This window comes from Mycoplana rhizolycopersici (assembly GCF_013378445.1).
Classification (GTDB): domain Bacteria; phylum Pseudomonadota; class Alphaproteobacteria; order Rhizobiales; family Rhizobiaceae; genus Mycoplana; species Mycoplana rhizolycopersici.
Window position 1 is genome coordinate 1 of the sequence record NZ_JABXYK010000007.1, and the last position, 15,032, is coordinate 15,032.

Sequence of the window (15,032 nt, forward strand, 5' to 3'; positions counted from 1 at the left end):
AAGCGGCCCTTTTGCTTTGGTAGCCTTAAAGCAGGACAAAAACCGGATAACGCGGGGTGGAGCAGCCCGGTAGCTCGTCAGGCTCATAACCTGAAGGCCGCAGGTTCAAATCCTGCCCCCGCAACCACTGAAACTTGAATATTTACCCATTCAAGTCGCTTCTCAAAAAGCTCCTCCGCGTAAGCGTCGAGGAGCTTTTTTGCGTTTCTGCGCCGTGTCCAACTCGCCGGCGCGCAGCCGTTCCAGATAGTCGTGACGCGCCAGAGCCTCGAACCGCTTCTCCAAGATCGTCGATACCTACCGCATTTACTGTGGCGGTTGCCGGTTTCTCGCGGGATGATCTCAATAGGGCGGAGGTTATCTTCATCGGGATTAACCGGCCGTCCCTTACGGCGGCCGATACCGGCCACAAGCCGCCGGTGTCCGTCGAAACACTCTGCGGGTACGGCAAGGCTAAATACTGGGCGCTCGATCTGAAAGCGGATCTGGATCGCTTCCGGGCGAGCGTGCTCACCCTCGTCCGAGATGAGCGCCATCCTGCTTCTCCGGTGCGCCAGCGTGTGCGCCATGCCTCGGTGATGTCGCAGAGGTGGCCGGAAACAAAGCGCCGGTGCGGAGGGAACGGCCAAACTGCAGGGTTGAGGTGTTTTGTGTCGTGAGTGCCTATTTTGGGGTGGTGACAGCTCTAGACATGTCGCACGGTTGCGACCGCCACGATGCCAGGATCATGGTCAGGACTTTGGCAATGTTCGCAACGGGGACGAAACGGAAAATATACCCAGTGCAACTTTTTGCACTGGATTTCCCTACGGTTCCGACGTTGAATGCGGCACACGCCCCGCGGGAGGTCCGTATGCCAACACGATGGCAGAAAGAATATGCCGAAGCGTCGTCGAGTTCGTGCCCGCCCCCGGAGACGGTGCAGGATGAGCTTCAAAGAATCCTCGACAGTTCTGATTTCAAGGGCACACCCCGTCGCCGAAAGCTGCTGAGATATCTCGTTGAAGAGATGCTTGCAGGCAGGGATCGCGAGCTCAAGGGGTATACGATCGCCACCGTCGTTTTCGGCCGCGATGACGATTTCGACCCCCAGACCGATCCCATCGTGCGTCTCGAAGCGCGTCGACTGCGACACGACCTCGACGGCTACTACGCCTCATCTGGACGAGGCAACGCGATACGTATCTCCATTCCCAAAGGGCAATATGCACCGACCATCGAATGGTCGGAAGAAGACATTGGGCAGGTTGCGACAACCGTTTCACTGCAGGCCGAGGACGTCGCTGCCAACAGTCCCTCTCCACGGGCACCTTTGGGCTTGCCGGCTCGACGACGACGGCTGGCATGGGGCGTAGCGCTCGTTCTCGCGCTAATCGTTGTCAGTATCGGCTATGTCTATTGGTCGCGGTCGGGACTGGATCGTCAAGAAAGTGGTCGCGGTCCCGCACTTGCAGTCATGGCGTTTGCGACGGATGGCAACGCCGATCATGCCGCGCTTGGAAGCGGGTTCGCCGATCAAATCATGGCGGACCTGAGCCGCTTTTCCGGTTATCGCTTGTACTTGCCGCCGGCAACGACCAGCGGGACGATGACCGGTGATCCTATGGAAATCGGCGATCGGCTCGGCCTGACCTATATCGTGGACGGTAGCGTCCATTTTGATGCGGGGGCCGATTCCATTCGGATCTCGGCGCGCCTCATTGAGGTCGACACGCATCGGATCATGTGGATCGGCACTTTCGAACGGCCCAGATCAGCGCGCTCGCTATTCGCAATTCGCGACGAAATCGCTTCGGCGGTGGCGTCGGCGCTTGGTCAACCCTACGGCGTCATCCGGACGGAAGAGAGCAGCCAACTGCGGGATGAAGCCGTGCCGAGTACGTCAAGCTATGAATGCGTTCTGCGCGCCTTCGCCTATCGGCGATCGTTCACGGCAGCGGGACACAAGGCTGTCATGACCTGCCTCGAGCAGGCCGTCGTCCGAGACCCGAAGTATGCTGACGCATGGGCGATGCTGGGTTGGCTGCACATGGACGCCGGGCGCTTTGGCTGGGCAGTCGACGGAGACGCCTGGGCGGCCTTCCAACGTGGACTGTCAACGGTCGCTCACGCCCTGTCGATAGACAGAAACAACATCACCGCCCTTAAGGCCCAAGCTTCCATTCATCACTACATGGGCAATTATCCCGAGAGCGAGCGCATCCAGCGGCGGGCCTTGGAACTGAATCCGAACGATCCCGACACGCTGGCGCAACTCGGTTGGCGGCTTGCCGTGCGTGGACGTTTCGACGAGGGGGTTCCCTACCTCCAGCAGGCGATCGCGAACACGGTCAATCCGCCTGGCTGGTATCGGCACCTTATAGCGATCGATCTTTACCTGCAGGGGCGATACGAGGAGATGCTCGAAACCGCCAGGGCCTCGAGCATTGACGGATCGAGCGTAAGCTGGTCCCTCGTGGCAATTGCCGAAGGTGCCCTTGGCCACAAGACAGCCGCAGCGGAAGCCCTGGCAAAGATGGCCGAGATCTCGCCGATGCTCTACAGGGACCCTGCGGCCGCGTACCGCCGTCACCAGGCGATCGATCCCATTATTGTCGGCCTTGTGGCAGGTCTTCGCAAAGCAGGGTGGCGGGAACCCGAAGAGATTACGGGCTTTCCGTGAAGCGTTCGCGCGGCGTGTGCTCAGGGGGCTGAGATCCGGAGCGAATCGTCCGTTTCAGTCGTCAACGATATGCCAGTCATCGTTGGGGTTGAATGTTTCTATCCCTGCCGCAATGTCGCTCGTCTTTTCACCGAGGTCCGCCTCGTAGACGATCCCGTGCCGGTCGACGGCAAAGGTCTTGACGCCGCTCATTCCATAGTTGACCGGCCATGCCACCAGAGCAAAGCCTGCGATCATGTTGCCGTTGATACGATAGTCGTGCGCCCCGCCGGCAATTGCATCTCCCTGGCGGGTCAGGATGCGATAGTGATAGCCGTTGAAGCCGTCACCCGCTTTGGCAGATTGCAACGCATCGCCATCCGCCAACGCAGGCCCGGCAGGGCTTTCCTCGCCGCCAAATTGATCAGCCGGCCAGTACAGCCCGTCCTGCGCTCCGTCCGAGCTGATGAGCTTCTGCGCGTATTCGAGAACGCCGTCGCCATCGTGGTCCGCAAGGGCATACCGCTCCTGCGCTTCCACATAGGCATGCAGGGTCGCGATCGTCGAAAGCTCGTTCTCGCCGACCCGGCGATTGGCGACCTCTTCCAGGCCGACATAGGTGTCGAAAGCCCATTTGCCGTCGGCGCCTTTTGCGATCGGGAACGGAAACGGCCAACGCTCGCCTCCAAGTTCGAGCACCTTTCTGCCGTTGACGTCCTGAACGCCGACATACTCCTTCACGCGGGACTGGATGTCGGTGTAGGCGTCGATTGTGCCGTCGCTCTGCCTTGTTCTGGCGACGTCGAGCCCGAGGAGAGTGGCCAGCTTGTCGAAGTCCCCTCCAGCCACCGTCGACTTGAAGGTCTCGACGGCCTCCTCTGCTGTTGCAAATCTCTGCGGCTCCTCGGAGGCAACGTACGCGTTCAGGGATTCGGTACCGGAATCTGTGACCTGCGCGACCGCGGTCAGTGCCGTGGTGCCGAGCAGGAGGGCGCACAGGGAGGCGGCGATACCATTGCGAAGTGCTTTCATCGTGAACATCTCCTTTGCACCTTCCTCAGCGGTGGCGACCGCCGCCGTGCCTGACGACTTTGTGCCCGCCGCCGCCGCGATGCCCGCCACCCATGGAGTGCCGTCCTCGATTTGACGAGAGGTGGGTCTGATGGCGATTTCCCGGATGGCCGAGCACGGAATGGTTTCCGGTGGCATGTCTTTGGGCATGTGCCCCCGGTTTCGGTTGTTTTGCATGGCGCGTCACGTGCTGGGGCGAGTGCTTCGAACCGATGTGCGTATCGGAAGCGCCCTGTCGGTGGGAACCCGCAGCCTGCCTCGCGTTCCCCGGCCTGATGTTGCTTTCGCGATTACGAATTCTGTCCGCATCGACCTTGCTCTTCCGGATGTCGCCGACCGACACTTTGGGATGATTGCCAGAAATCGTATCCCCGTGCCCGCGCCTTACATTCTTTGCGCGCGCGGAAATGTTGTTGTTCCGGTTCGATTTGAAGTCGCTTTTCAACGCGTTGTGGTCGATCCTGTTGAACTGGTTCCGGTCGAACTTGATTTTGGATCGGTCGACATTCTTCCAGTCGACGTCGTTGAACTTCAGCTTGTCGCGATCGATGTCGATGTTGTTAAAGCAGCCGTCGCAATCGATATCGACGTCGCCTCCGTGCCAGTCGCCTCCCCACACGCCCCAGTCGTCCCAGTCCATCACGGATGCCCATGCGACGCCGGTGACGGCGGCAGCGAAAAATGGCGCTGTTGGATAATAGTAGTTCGGATAGGGATCGGGATAATAGGCAACCGGGGCAGGGGGATAGCCTGGCTCGTAGAGCATCTGCGGCTCATACTGCGGAACGTATATCTTCTCCGGGTCCTTGGATTGAATGACGACATTATCGCCCTCGTTCACGACAGTGATCTTGTCGTCGCTCTTGATGACGTTGCCCGCCACAGCCTTGTCACGCAGGGTTTGAACGGCGATCAGCACGTCCTTTTGCTGGAAGGACAGCGCACTGCCGAGCGCCTGGGTCCATTCGAGGTCGTCGCTCATCATCTTGACGACCTGGGGATAGTTCAGCAGCGAGATCACGCTGCCATCCCAGCTATCCTTGGGCTTCAGGTCCTTGTCTGATTTTGATTGCTGAAGGAACCGCTCTGCTTCCACGATCTGGAGGGGAAACAGCGAGGCAGACGAGATCACCGCGACGAGTTCATCAGGATAGAGCGCGATCCGTGCCACGAGCACTTCGAGTTCTTCCTCCGTGAGCAGGTCGGGCGTGTTCTCGCTGCCATCGACGGCAGGTTGGCTCTGAGAGCTGTCTTGCGCGCTGGCATTGGAAGCCAGAAGCGGGCTACTCGTAAGAAGGAGTGTGACGATCAACGAACCGACTGTGCGGCCGACGAGGCTGAAGGCAATGGTCACTGTCAGATGCTCCCGGGGTAAAAATACGAATAGAAACGAGCTGTGAGGCACAGCGAACGCGGCATTTGCGGCTACTGCGGATACACCTTGTTCCAGTCGTTCTTCATGCTGACGATGTTCCAGCCGCGTTTCGGGCCCTCCGTCAGACCTCTATCAAGCTTCCCAAAGTGTGAGTTGCGGTCGTAGGCGTATTCTCTTTCGGCGTCGTCATGATGGACGATCAGGCCGAAGGTCCGCCCCGGTCCCGACGTCGTCCATTCCAGCATCTGGAAGTCGCCGTCCGAATTCCCGAAGGCAGCGATTGGGCGTCGGCCGATGTGGCCATAGATCCCTATCGGCTTGCCCGGGCCATCGTCGATGAAGTCGACTTCCGGCAGGCGGACGATGGAGGGCTTTCCGTCCTTGTCGTCGTACCGCGACTTGATCGATGACCCGACGACGTTCTCGGCGGGAATTCCGTAGATCCGTTCCGTCCAGGGCCGCATGAACTCGATCCCGCCGCCGGAGACGATGAACACCTTGAACTCGTTTGCCTTGAGATAGGTGACCAGTTCGAGCATCGGCTGAAATACCATCGACGTATACGGCTTCCCGGTCTTCGGGTGCCTGGCGGTGTCGATCCAGTCGCCGGCAATCCTGGTGAACTCGTCGCTGGTCATGCCCGCATGGGTGACGCCGACGAGGTCGACGAGCCCTTTTTCGCCGGAAGCGGCAACCCCTGCGAGATCGCCGGCAAGCACGGATCTGAAGGGTTCGGTCTCCTTCCATTCCGGGTGATCTGGGGCAAGCGCCTTGATGCGGTCCAGCGCGAAGGCTAGCTGGACATACATCGGCTGTTCGCCCCAGAGCGTGCCGTCATTGTCGAAGACCGCCACGCGATCGGCAGGCGCGACATGGTCCGGACCGCCCGCGGTCGAAACAGCCGTCACGAATTCGATGATGTTCCGCTTCGCTGCCCCGTCGTTCCAGGACGGCAGGTCATCCGCCATCGCCACGCTGGGAGCGATGAGCAAGGTGAGTGCCGCGGTCCAGGCGGCGACATGGCGGAGTATTGTCATTGCGGGACCTCCAGGGTGATGAAGCCGGAATGTTCAGGTTTCCGGGTTGCGTCGGATCCGATTGAGCGATTTCTGCAGGGCCTCGAATATCTCGTCCTCGATCTCCGCAAGCAGTCGCTGAAAGTCTTCGGCCTTGCTTCCATCGGAACCCCAATGCTCGAGCGCACAGCGGGCGGCCTCGTAGTCCTCGCAAAGCACCCGGAAATCCGGTGCGTTCGCATAGAGCCGCCGGATTGTGAGTTCATGGGCCGGAAAGTGGTCAATCACCGCGGTCAAGTCCGACATGACGGCAAACCCGGATGGACGTTCGATGGAACAATTGTTGCGCCTTGTTCGAAACACGCTAGGTGCGAACAGGTACGAACATGTTCGTCGGGTTGCGCAGCGGCATTCGACGAGAATTCTGTTGCAGCCCTTGCCGCCCGGTGGTGATCTGTCAGGTGTCGAAGCCGCGAAGATCTTATGCCAACCGCTCTTTGCCGCATTCTCCGACAGCGAGGATTTGTAGCCGTCTCAGACGCACCTTTGTGCTCCATGCATATGCCAACGGTCGAAGGACTAAACGATGGGAAATCGAGACGACATCCGCGAACTTGCTGCGAGAATGGGACAATCGATTATCGGGCAGGAGGGGTTGATCGAGCGCCTCCTGCTGGGCCTCCTGTCGAATGGCCACCTGCTTGTCGAAGGGCTGCCCGGCCTTGCCAAGACCCGCGCAATCAAGAGCCTCGCCAAGAACCTTGACGCCGATCTCTCGCGCATACAGTTCACTCCTGATCTGCTGCCTTCCGACATCACCGGCTCGGAGGTCTATTTCAGCGAAGGCGGGAAGGGCGAGTTCAAGTTCCAGCAGGGGCCCGTCTTCGCCAACCTGATCCTGGCGGACGAGATCAATCGCGCACCGGCCAAGGTCCAGTCGGCGCTGCTGGAGGCGATGGAGGAGCGGCAGGTCACGGTCGGTGGCGAGAGCCATCCGCTACCGGAACTCTTCCTCGTCATGGCGACGCAGAACCCCATCGAGCAGGAAGGCACCTATCCGTTGCCCGAGGCGCAGCTCGACCGCTTCCTCATGCACATCCGCGTCGATTATCCGGATGCGGCCTCCGAGGCCGCAATCATGAAGCTTGTCCGTTCGGAGGAAAAGACGACCCATGGCAAGGCGGCCGCCGCGGAGAAACTCGCCGCCGATGTCGTGCTTGCATCGCGCCGGGAAATTTCCGAAATCAACGTCTCCAAGGCCATCGAGGACTATATCGTCGCACTCGTGATGGCGACGCGATATCCTGACAAGATCGATGCCGACCTGGCAAAGTGGATCCAGGTCGGCGTCAGTCCGCGCGGCGTGATCGGGTTGGACAGGGTCTCGCGCGCCCACGCCTGGATGGACGGCCGGGATTTCGTCACGCCCGACGACGTCCAGGCGACCGTCCACGGCATCTTCCGCCACAGGCTCGTGCTCTCCTACGAGGCGCATGCGGGCGGGACGACTGCGGACCAGGCGATCGACAGGATCGTCGAGAAGGTGGCGACGGCTTGACAGGGAGGGACTTGCGATGGCGATTTCTCTACCCGCCTTCGGCAGGACGAAAGGGATGGCGCCGCCGGCTGCGAAGGGCACGGAAGGTGTCTATGTCACGGTCGATGATCTCGCCGCACTCGAGCCCATCGCCTGCGACCTGACCTTTCTGCGCAAGGCACCGGTCCGCCGGCTGCTCGCCGGCCGCCACGAGTCGCGCATGCGCGGTCGCGGCCTGAGCTTCGAGGAACTGCGCAACTACATGCCCGGCGACGACATCCGCACCATCGACTGGCGCGTTACCGCCCGTACGGGGCAGCCCTTCGTGCGGGTCTATGACGAGGAGAAGGATCGACCCGCGCTGATCGTCGTCGACCAGCGCGTCAACATGTTCTTCGGCAGCCGGCGTTCGATGAAGTCGGTTGCGGCGGCGCAAGTCGCCGCCCTTTGTGCCTGGCGTGTCATGGCGCTGGGCGACCGGGTCGGCGGCCTGGTGTTCAACGACGGGGAGCAGGAAGCCGTGCGCCCGCATCGCAGCCGCGAAGCCGTCATTCGCTTTTCCGATGCGATATCGGTCAAGAACAGGGCACTCAGCGCGACGTCGGACGCAACGCGGGCGCCCGGACAACTCGACGCCGTCCTCTCGAAGGTTGCCGCAGTCGCCCGACACGACCATCTGGTGATCGTCGTCAGCGATTTCGACGGGCATGGGCCGGCTACACGCGACCTTCTCTTGAAGATGTCGGTCGCAAACGACGTGATCGCCATCCTCATCTACGATCCCTTCCTGCTCGAGCTTCCGCGCCAGGGCGACATGGTGATCAGCGGCGGGGCGCTGCAGGCGGAATTGCAGTTCGGCCGCAGCAATGTCCGCGATGCCGTCGACAGCTTCGCCCGCAATCGGGGCCGGGACCTCTTGTCCTGGCAGAAGGAGATGGGGCTGCCGATGCTGCCGGTCTCCGCTGCGGAGGAGGTTGCCCCGCAGTTGCGCACGCTCCTCGGTCAGCTCGCATGGCGGCAGAGGAGGCGTTGAATGGAGCCCGCCACCGCGTCCCCGCCGACCGACCCCATGCTGGCAGCCACCTTGCGCGAACTGGCCGACATCGCCCTGCCGCCGCCGGTATCGATGATGCCGGCGACATGGGGATGGGTGGCGCTGGCCGCACTCATTGCCTTGGCGCTTGCCTTCGCCCTCTGGCGCTGGCGTCGGCATCGGGCACAGAACCGCTATCGACGCGAAGCGCTCGCGGAACTCGCGGCGCTGGAGGCAGCCGTGGGACAGGCAGCCGGCCGGGCGGACGCCCTGCAGCGCCTGCCGTCGCTGATCAAGCGCACGGCACTTGCCGTCTGGCCGCGCGACGCAGTGGCTGAACTGGCCGGACAGGATTGGTCGGACTTCCTCAGGACACACGCAGGCAAGGCCGTGCTCGACGACGAGACCTATCGCTTCTTTGCCGAAACCGAGTATCGCCTGCCGGCGGCCGGACCTGCGAATGAAGACATGGCCCGGCGGGCGTTTGCCGGCGCGCGCCGATGGATAGAGGGCCACGATGTACACCCTTGACCATCCCTGGCTACTGTTGCTTCTGCCGCTTCCGTTTCTCGTCTGGTGGCTTCTGCCACCCTACCGCGAGCAGACCGCGGCGGTGCGCATCCCCTTCTTCGAAGACATCACCAAGGCTGCCGGTATCGGCCCGACCGAAGGTTCCGTCGTGCCGCGGGCGAACCTGCTGCAGAAGATCATCGGCCCGATCTGCTGGGTTCTCGTGGTACTGGCGCTGGCAAGGCCGCAATATGTCGAGCCGCCGATCGAGAAGACCGAGCCTCAACGCGACCTGATGCTGGCGCTCGATCTTTCGCAGTCGATGGACACGCGTGACTTCCGCGATCCCGAGGGCAATCTGGACGCCCGCGTCGATGCCGTGAAGACGGTGGTCGCCGACTTCATCGAGCGCCGCCCGAACGATCGACTTGGCCTTGTCGCCTTCGGGGACGCGCCTTACCCGCTCGTGCCCTTCACGATGGACCATGGCACCGTGCGCACCATGCTCGCCGACACGCTGCCGGGAATGGCCGGGCCGCGAACGGCGCTCGGCGATGCGATCGGCCTTTCGATCAAGATGTTCGAACAGAGCCAGGCACCGGACAAGGTGTTGATCGTGCTGACGGACGGCAACGATACGGCCAGCAAGATGCCGGCGGACAAGGCCGCGGAGATCGCGAAAGACAATCATGTTCGCATCCATACGGTCGGGATTGGCGATCCGGCCGCGCGGGGGGAAGAGAAGCTTGATGCGGCTGTTCTGGAGAAAATCGCAACCACGACCGGCGGGCGCTACTTCTTCGGCCAGGACCAGAAGTCGCTCGCCGACATCTACACGCTGCTCGACGAGATCACGCCGGCCAACCAGAAGACCCTGAGCTGGCGGCCACGCATAGAGCTGTTCCACTATCCGCTCGGTGCTGCCGTGCTTCTGGTGCTTGCCTATCACGTCGTGATGTGGCTCCTGTCGATCGGTGCGTCCCACCGCCGGGACAGCGGGGCAGGGGCATGATCGCCGAGTTTCACTTCCTGCGGCCTTGGTGGCTTCTGGCAGTAGCGGCAGCGCTCCTTCTGATCTGGCTGCTGGATCGGCAATCGGACATGCGGTCGAGGTGGAAGAACTTCATCGCTCCAAATCTGCTCGATCATCTTCTGGTCGGCCGCGAACGGGCTAGCGGTCTGCGACCCGTCCACCACATCGCCTTCCTGATCGCATTGTCAGGGATTGCCGTTGCGGGGCCGACCTGGGAGCGCGAACGCCCGCCCTTCGTGGAGGATACGGCACCGCTGGCGGTGGTGATCGACCTCGGCCCGACGATGAACGCCACCGACATCACGCCGACCCGGCTCGAGCGCGCAAAGCTGAAGGTCCAGGACATCATGGCGCGGCGGCAGGGCGCGCGCACGGCGCTGTTTGCCTATGCCGGCTCTGCGCATATGGCGCTGCCGCTGACCGACGACGCCTCGCTGGTCGCCACCTATCTCGCCGCCCTCTCGCCTGCGGTGATGCCGGTTCCCGGCAAGGATACCGCGAGTGCCCTGGAAGCCGTCGAGGCAGCACTCGCCGACGAGACGGCCCCCGGCACGATCCTGTTCTTGACAGATGGCGTCGAGCGCGGTGCCTTCCCCGCCTTCAGTGGCTACAAGGGACGCAACGACCTGATGGTCCTTGGCATCGGTACGCCGGAAGGTGGCCCTGTCAAAATCGGAGACGGCGAGTATCTGACCGACAGCACGGGTGCGCGCGTTCTGGCGCAATTCGATGTCGACGCCTTGAAGGAACTTCAATCATCGTCCCCCGTACAGGTCGCGACCGTCACGCTCGATGACGGCGATGTCGACTGGATCGTCCGCCGCATCCAGACTTCGTTCGCGCAGAAGTCCGAGGAGGGGCTGACGCGCTGGCGCGATTTCGGCTGGTACCTGACCATCCCTGTGGCCTTTCTAACGGCGCTAACCTTCCGCCGCGGGCAGAAGATCCACTGGCTTGGTGCTCTCTTCCTTTTTCTCTCACTTGGAGGCGCGCCACCGGCGCAGGCTGCCGATTTCGCCGATCTCTGGCTGACACCGGACCAGCAGGGGCGGCGGGCCTTCGACCGCGGCGACTATCAGGCGGCGGGGGAGCATTTCATTGACCCGGCCTGGCTGGGCGCTGCGCTCTACCGCGCCGGGCGCTATCAGGACGCGATCGATGCGTTCGCGCGATCGACCACGGCCGAGAGCTACTTCAACCAGGGCAATGCCCTGATGCACCTGGACAAGGCGGATGAAGCAATTGAGGCCTATCAGCAGGCGTTGAAGCAGCGCCCGGAATGGGAAGAGGCGAAAGCCAACATGGCGCTGGCGGAGCGCCGCAAGAAGCAGAAGGACGACGAAGAAGAGGAGCAGCAGCAGGAGGCTGCGGATCTCTCGCCGGACAAGATCCAGTTCGACGACAAGGGCAAGCGCGGCAAGGAGGGCAGGGTCGAAGGTGGTGCGCAATCGGCGGAATTGTGGATGCGCAACATCCAGATCTCGCCTGCCGATCTCCTGGCGCGCAAGTTCGCAATCGAAGCATCCGGAGCGGCAAAACAGTGACCTTTACCCCCTCCTTCTTCGCCCGTCTTCTCGCGCTGCTGCTTGGGCTGTTCGTGGGGGCGTCCACCAGCCAGGCCGCCGATCCGCTTGCGCGCGCTGCGCTGCAATCAAAGGGGACGCTGTATGTCGGTCAGGAGGTCCTCGTCGACATCGATGTCCTTGTTCCGAACTATTTCCTGCAGCCGCCGCAGTTCCCGCCGATCGATCTTCCGGGCGCGATCGTGACGCTTCAGGACGGGCAGGCCCTGAACCTCAACGAGACGATCGAAGGGACCGCATATTCGGGCATTCGACGCACCTATGTCGTCACGCCGCAGCGCGCAGGCGCGTTCGCCCTGCCGCCGGCTGAAATCCCGTTCGGCTACGCCGCAGTGCCGGGGCAGGTGTCGCAGGGCAGGGTCACAATTCCTCCGCTGCGATTTTCCGTGCAGGCAGCTCCTGGTGTCGAAGGCGGCCCGGGCGTCGTGGCGGCCAAGGTAAGCGTCACGCAGGAACTCGATCAGGACCCCTCGAAGCTAAGCGCCGGCGACACGCTGGTGCGGACGATTACCGTCCGGGCCGAGGGCATGCGTGCCATGATGATCCCCGAGCCGGACCTTGTGGCGCCCGACGGCGTGCGCATTTACCACCGGGACCCGTCGCTCTCTGATGAAACGGACCGCAACGGGCAGGCGGTCGCAGGCATACGCAAGGATGTGGTGAGCTATCTCTTTGCCGATCCCGGCACCTATGTGCTGCAGGCGATCGAACTGAGCTGGTTCGACCCGGCGACGGAGAAGACGCAATCGGCGGGAACTCCGGAGGTGACTGTGACGGTCGCCCCGGCACTCGCATCGCCGCCGGCAATCGCGCCGCCCGCCTCGCCATCCGATGAGCCGCCGTTCGACTGGCTCCGCCTGGGCACCGTCGTCGTGGGAGCATTGGCCACCGGTCTCGTTTTGGCCCTTCTCGCGCGCGGCCTGTCCCGGCTCGAGGCACGGTGGGCCGAGCGCCGGTCACAGCAGCGACAATCGGAGGAAGCCTATTTCCGGCACGTCGTGGATGCCTGCAACGACGGTTCGGCGGCCGGGATCGGCAAGGCCATCGATGCGTGGTCGCGCAAGGCGGGGATTGCTCCGCTGCAATCCTGGCTCGGGCGCTTCGCCGACGCGGACACACTGACGGCCTACAATGCCCATCTGCAGGCCATCTATGGAGTTCCGACAGGGCGCGAGCCGCTGGCGACCACAACCGTGCTTTTGTCCGGCCTTGGCAAGGCTCGGAATGCGTGGCTAGCCGCTGCCGGCAAGAATGGAAAGGCGCACCAGTCACCGGCACTGCCGCCCCTCAATCCGGTGGAGCATGCCCGGCCGGATGTCGAAACCGTTCAGTAGCGCTTGAGTTTGCGAGGGGCGATTGACGACGTTGCCGCAGAAACGCAGGCGCGCTCAGCAGTGGTAACGAAGTGCAGGCGCATCGCTGACCAGAACCGGAAAGAACGACTGATCGGCGGCGCATTTGGAAGGGGGTTGCGGGAAGGCAGGATTGCCCGCCTTCCCACCACTTGTCTGATTAGCGCGGAGCCAGACCTTCCAGTTCGTTCAGCCGCTGAAGCGCGGCCTGCTGCTGCAGCCAGGCATAGTTGATGCCGCTGGCATTGAGCGTGCTGCCCGTCTGGAACGGATACTCATTGAAGTCCGAGAAGAACTCCTTGATCTTCGCTTGTATCGGCACGAGGAGCCACATGTTTCGCCCCAGGAATTCCATCGCGCCGCCACCTTCTTCCATGCCGCGCTCGTACGGGTCCATGCGCAGGTTGGTAATCAGCGCCCAGCTAGGCGTCTCGCGTGTTGCCGTTGCGATGTTTCCGTGGCTGGCGATGGCGAAGCTCAGCTTCCAGTCATTCCAGCGGATGGCATTAAGGTTGCCGCCCTGGTCGAAGTAGTAGACCGTATCGCGCGGCGGCTCTTCGGCTTCCCCTTTCAGGAGGCTGGTGAGATCATATCCGTCGAGATGAACCTTGAAGTTCTTGTTCCCGGCCTGGAACCCCTGCTTCATCTGCTCCTTGAGGTCGGGAATTCCGGCTGCTGCCGCAAACGTCGGCATCCAGTCCATCAGCGTCACCGGCTCGTTGATCTGCGTGCCGGGTTTCACCACGCCCGGCCACCGCACCATCATCGGGATGCGCATGCCGCCTTCCCATGTCGTGCCCTTCTCGCCATGGAACGGCGTCATCGCACCATCCGGCCACAAGGCCAGCTCCGCGCCATTGTCGGTCGTGTAGAGCACGATCGTGTCCTCAGCGATGCCGAGATCGTCTAGCTGCTGCAGGAGCTGCCCGACGTGCCCGTCATGCTCGACCATCCCGTCGGCATGGATGCCCTTGCCCGTCTTGCCAAGGGAGTCCGGCTTGAGATGCGTGAAGACGTGCATGCGCGTCGCGTTGAACCAGACGAAGAAGGGCTTGTCGGCCTCATGCTGCCGGCCGATGAAATCCTTGGCTGCGGCCAGGAACTCCTCGTCGACAGTTTCCATGCGCTTGGTGTTCAGCGCGCCGGTGTCCTCGATCTTGCCGTCGGCGCTTGACTTGATGACGCCGCGCGGACCGAAGTTCTTCCGGAACTCCGGATCCTTCGGATAGAAGTAGCCTTCGGGCTCTTCCTCCGCGTTAAGATGGTAGAGGTTTCCGAAGAATTCGTCGAAGCCGTGATTGGTCGGCAGATGCTCGTCGCGGTCGCCAAGGTGGTTCTTGCCGAACTGGCCCGTCGCATAGCCCTTGGATTTCATGACGTCGGCGATGGTGGGCATCCAGTCCTGGATGCCATGCGGATCGCCCGGCATGCCGATCGTCAGCAATCCTGTGCGGAACGGCTCCTGCCCAAGGATGAACGACGCGCGACCCGCCGTGCAGCTCTGCTGTCCGTATGAATCCGTGAAGATCGCGCCTTCGGCTGCGATCCGGTCGATGTTCGGCGTGCGGTATCCCATCAGCCCCATCGTATAGGCGCTGATCTGCGGCACGCCGATGTCGTCGCCGAAAATGACGAGAATGTTCGGAGGCTTCGTGCCGCCGGCGGCCGGCTGTTCCTGCGCCCGGGCCGTGCCCGGGGCACCTGACGCAATGGCTGCAGAGGCAGCCGCGAGCACTGTGCCGCCCAGCAGCAGATCGCGGCGATTGATGTTCAGCGGACGGTCGGCCTTGGATTTTTCGGCATCTGGAAAGCTCATTTTCTGCTCCTCGATCAGCTTGAATGCGTGGAAAGCCTGGGATTATGCGAGGTTGTCGTGAGCCG

The 15,032-nt window shown here is 62.4% G+C and carries 12 protein-coding genes and 1 tRNA gene; 8 read left to right on the forward strand and 5 right to left on the reverse strand.

What is annotated here, in order from left to right:
* Window positions 1-50: 50 nt before the first annotated feature.
* Window positions 51-127, forward strand: a tRNA-Met gene (locus tag HV823_RS12665).
* 726 nt (window positions 128-853) lie between these two features.
* Window positions 854-2,662, forward strand: a complete 1,809-nt coding sequence (locus HV823_RS12670) for a hypothetical protein (protein ID WP_176950093.1) — start codon at window positions 854-856, stop codon at window positions 2,660-2,662.
* A gap of 54 nt (window positions 2,663-2,716) precedes the next feature.
* On the opposite strand, the gene HV823_RS12675 is transcribed toward HV823_RS12670, so the two are convergent.
* The 4 genes from HV823_RS12675 to HV823_RS12690 all read right to left on the reverse strand — a co-directional run bounded on the left by HV823_RS12675 (window position 2,717) and on the right by HV823_RS12690 (window position 6,409).
* A complete protein-coding gene (locus HV823_RS12675) occupies window positions 2,717-3,673 on the reverse strand; it encodes a DUF2950 family protein (protein WP_176950094.1) in 957 nt (318 codons plus the stop codon).
* A 25-nt stretch (window positions 3,674-3,698) separates the two neighbouring features.
* A complete protein-coding gene (locus HV823_RS12680; RefSeq protein WP_176950095.1) occupies window positions 3,699-5,066 on the reverse strand; it encodes a DUF3300 domain-containing protein in 1,368 nt (455 codons plus the stop codon).
* Window positions 5,067-5,137: 71 nt separating this feature from the next.
* Window positions 5,138-6,124 (reverse strand): HAD family hydrolase, encoded by a 987-nt coding sequence (locus HV823_RS12685; RefSeq protein WP_176950096.1) that lies wholly within the window; start codon window positions 6,122-6,124, stop codon window positions 5,138-5,140.
* A 33-nt stretch (window positions 6,125-6,157) separates the two neighbouring features.
* Window positions 6,158-6,409 carry a hypothetical protein gene (locus HV823_RS12690; protein WP_176950097.1) on the reverse strand — a complete coding sequence of 84 codons (252 nt, stop codon included), beginning with the start codon at window positions 6,407-6,409 and terminating at the stop codon, window positions 6,158-6,160.
* A gap of 280 nt (window positions 6,410-6,689) precedes the next feature.
* Between HV823_RS12690 and HV823_RS12695 the strand changes: the two genes are divergently transcribed.
* From HV823_RS12695 to HV823_RS12720, 6 genes are read left to right on the forward strand one after another with little or no spacing between them, the layout of a single operon-like run.
* The gene (locus HV823_RS12695) at window positions 6,690-7,661 is read left to right on the forward strand and encodes an AAA family ATPase (RefSeq protein WP_176950098.1); all 972 of its coding nucleotides are present in this window, start codon (window positions 6,690-6,692) and stop codon (window positions 7,659-7,661) included.
* Between the two features lie 16 nt (window positions 7,662-7,677).
* Complete coding sequence (locus HV823_RS12700; protein WP_176950099.1) at window positions 7,678-8,673, forward strand: DUF58 domain-containing protein; 996 nt, start codon at window positions 7,678-7,680, stop codon at window positions 8,671-8,673.
* Window positions 8,674-9,204 (forward strand): DUF4381 domain-containing protein, encoded by a 531-nt coding sequence (locus HV823_RS12705; RefSeq protein WP_176950100.1) that lies wholly within the window; start codon window positions 8,674-8,676, stop codon window positions 9,202-9,204.
* Window positions 9,191-10,195, forward strand: coding sequence for a vWA domain-containing protein (locus tag HV823_RS12710; RefSeq protein ID WP_176950101.1), 1,005 nt, complete (start codon window positions 9,191-9,193; stop codon window positions 10,193-10,195). The genes HV823_RS12705 and HV823_RS12710 overlap by 14 nt, the downstream gene beginning before the upstream one ends.
* A complete protein-coding gene (locus tag HV823_RS12715; protein WP_176950102.1) occupies window positions 10,192-11,760 on the forward strand; it encodes a VWA domain-containing protein in 1,569 nt (522 codons plus the stop codon). The genes HV823_RS12710 and HV823_RS12715 overlap by 4 nt, the downstream gene beginning before the upstream one ends.
* Entirely contained in the window at window positions 11,757-13,133 is a 1,377-nt protein-coding gene (locus HV823_RS12720) for a BatD family protein (RefSeq protein WP_176950103.1), read from the forward strand. Before HV823_RS12715 ends, HV823_RS12720 begins: the two co-directional genes overlap by 4 nt.
* A 178-nt stretch (window positions 13,134-13,311) precedes the next feature.
* Here the strand turns inward: HV823_RS12720 and HV823_RS12725 are convergent, their stop codons facing one another.
* The gene (locus tag HV823_RS12725; protein ID WP_176950104.1) at window positions 13,312-14,967 is read right to left on the reverse strand and encodes an arylsulfatase; all 1,656 of its coding nucleotides are present in this window, start codon (window positions 14,965-14,967) and stop codon (window positions 13,312-13,314) included.
* Window positions 14,968-15,032 lie beyond the last annotated feature (65 nt).

Excerpts from the sequence above, each read along its gene's own strand:
- HV823_RS12700 (WP_176950099.1), top strand. The coding sequence starts at position 7,678 with ATGGCGATTTCTCTACCCGCCTTCGGCAGGACGAAAGGGATGGCGCCG.
- HV823_RS12715 (WP_176950102.1), top strand. The coding sequence starts at position 10,192 with ATGATCGCCGAGTTTCACTTCCTGCGGCCTTGGTGGCTTCTGGCAGTA.
- HV823_RS12725 (WP_176950104.1), bottom strand. The coding sequence starts at position 14,967 with ATGAGCTTTCCAGATGCCGAAAAATCCAAGGCCGACCGTCCGCTGAAC.
- HV823_RS12695 (WP_176950098.1), top strand. The coding sequence starts at position 6,690 with ATGGGAAATCGAGACGACATCCGCGAACTTGCTGCGAGAATGGGACAA.
- HV823_RS12710 (WP_176950101.1), top strand. The coding sequence starts at position 9,191 with ATGTACACCCTTGACCATCCCTGGCTACTGTTGCTTCTGCCGCTTCCG.
- HV823_RS12675 (WP_176950094.1), bottom strand. The coding sequence starts at position 3,673 with ATGAAAGCACTTCGCAATGGTATCGCCGCCTCCCTGTGCGCCCTCCTG.
- HV823_RS12685 (WP_176950096.1), bottom strand. The coding sequence starts at position 6,124 with ATGACAATACTCCGCCATGTCGCCGCCTGGACCGCGGCACTCACCTTG.
- HV823_RS12705 (WP_176950100.1), top strand. The coding sequence starts at position 8,674 with ATGGAGCCCGCCACCGCGTCCCCGCCGACCGACCCCATGCTGGCAGCC.
- HV823_RS12690 (WP_176950097.1), bottom strand. The coding sequence starts at position 6,409 with ATGTCGGACTTGACCGCGGTGATTGACCACTTTCCGGCCCATGAACTC.
- HV823_RS12670 (WP_176950093.1), top strand. The coding sequence starts at position 854 with ATGCCAACACGATGGCAGAAAGAATATGCCGAAGCGTCGTCGAGTTCG.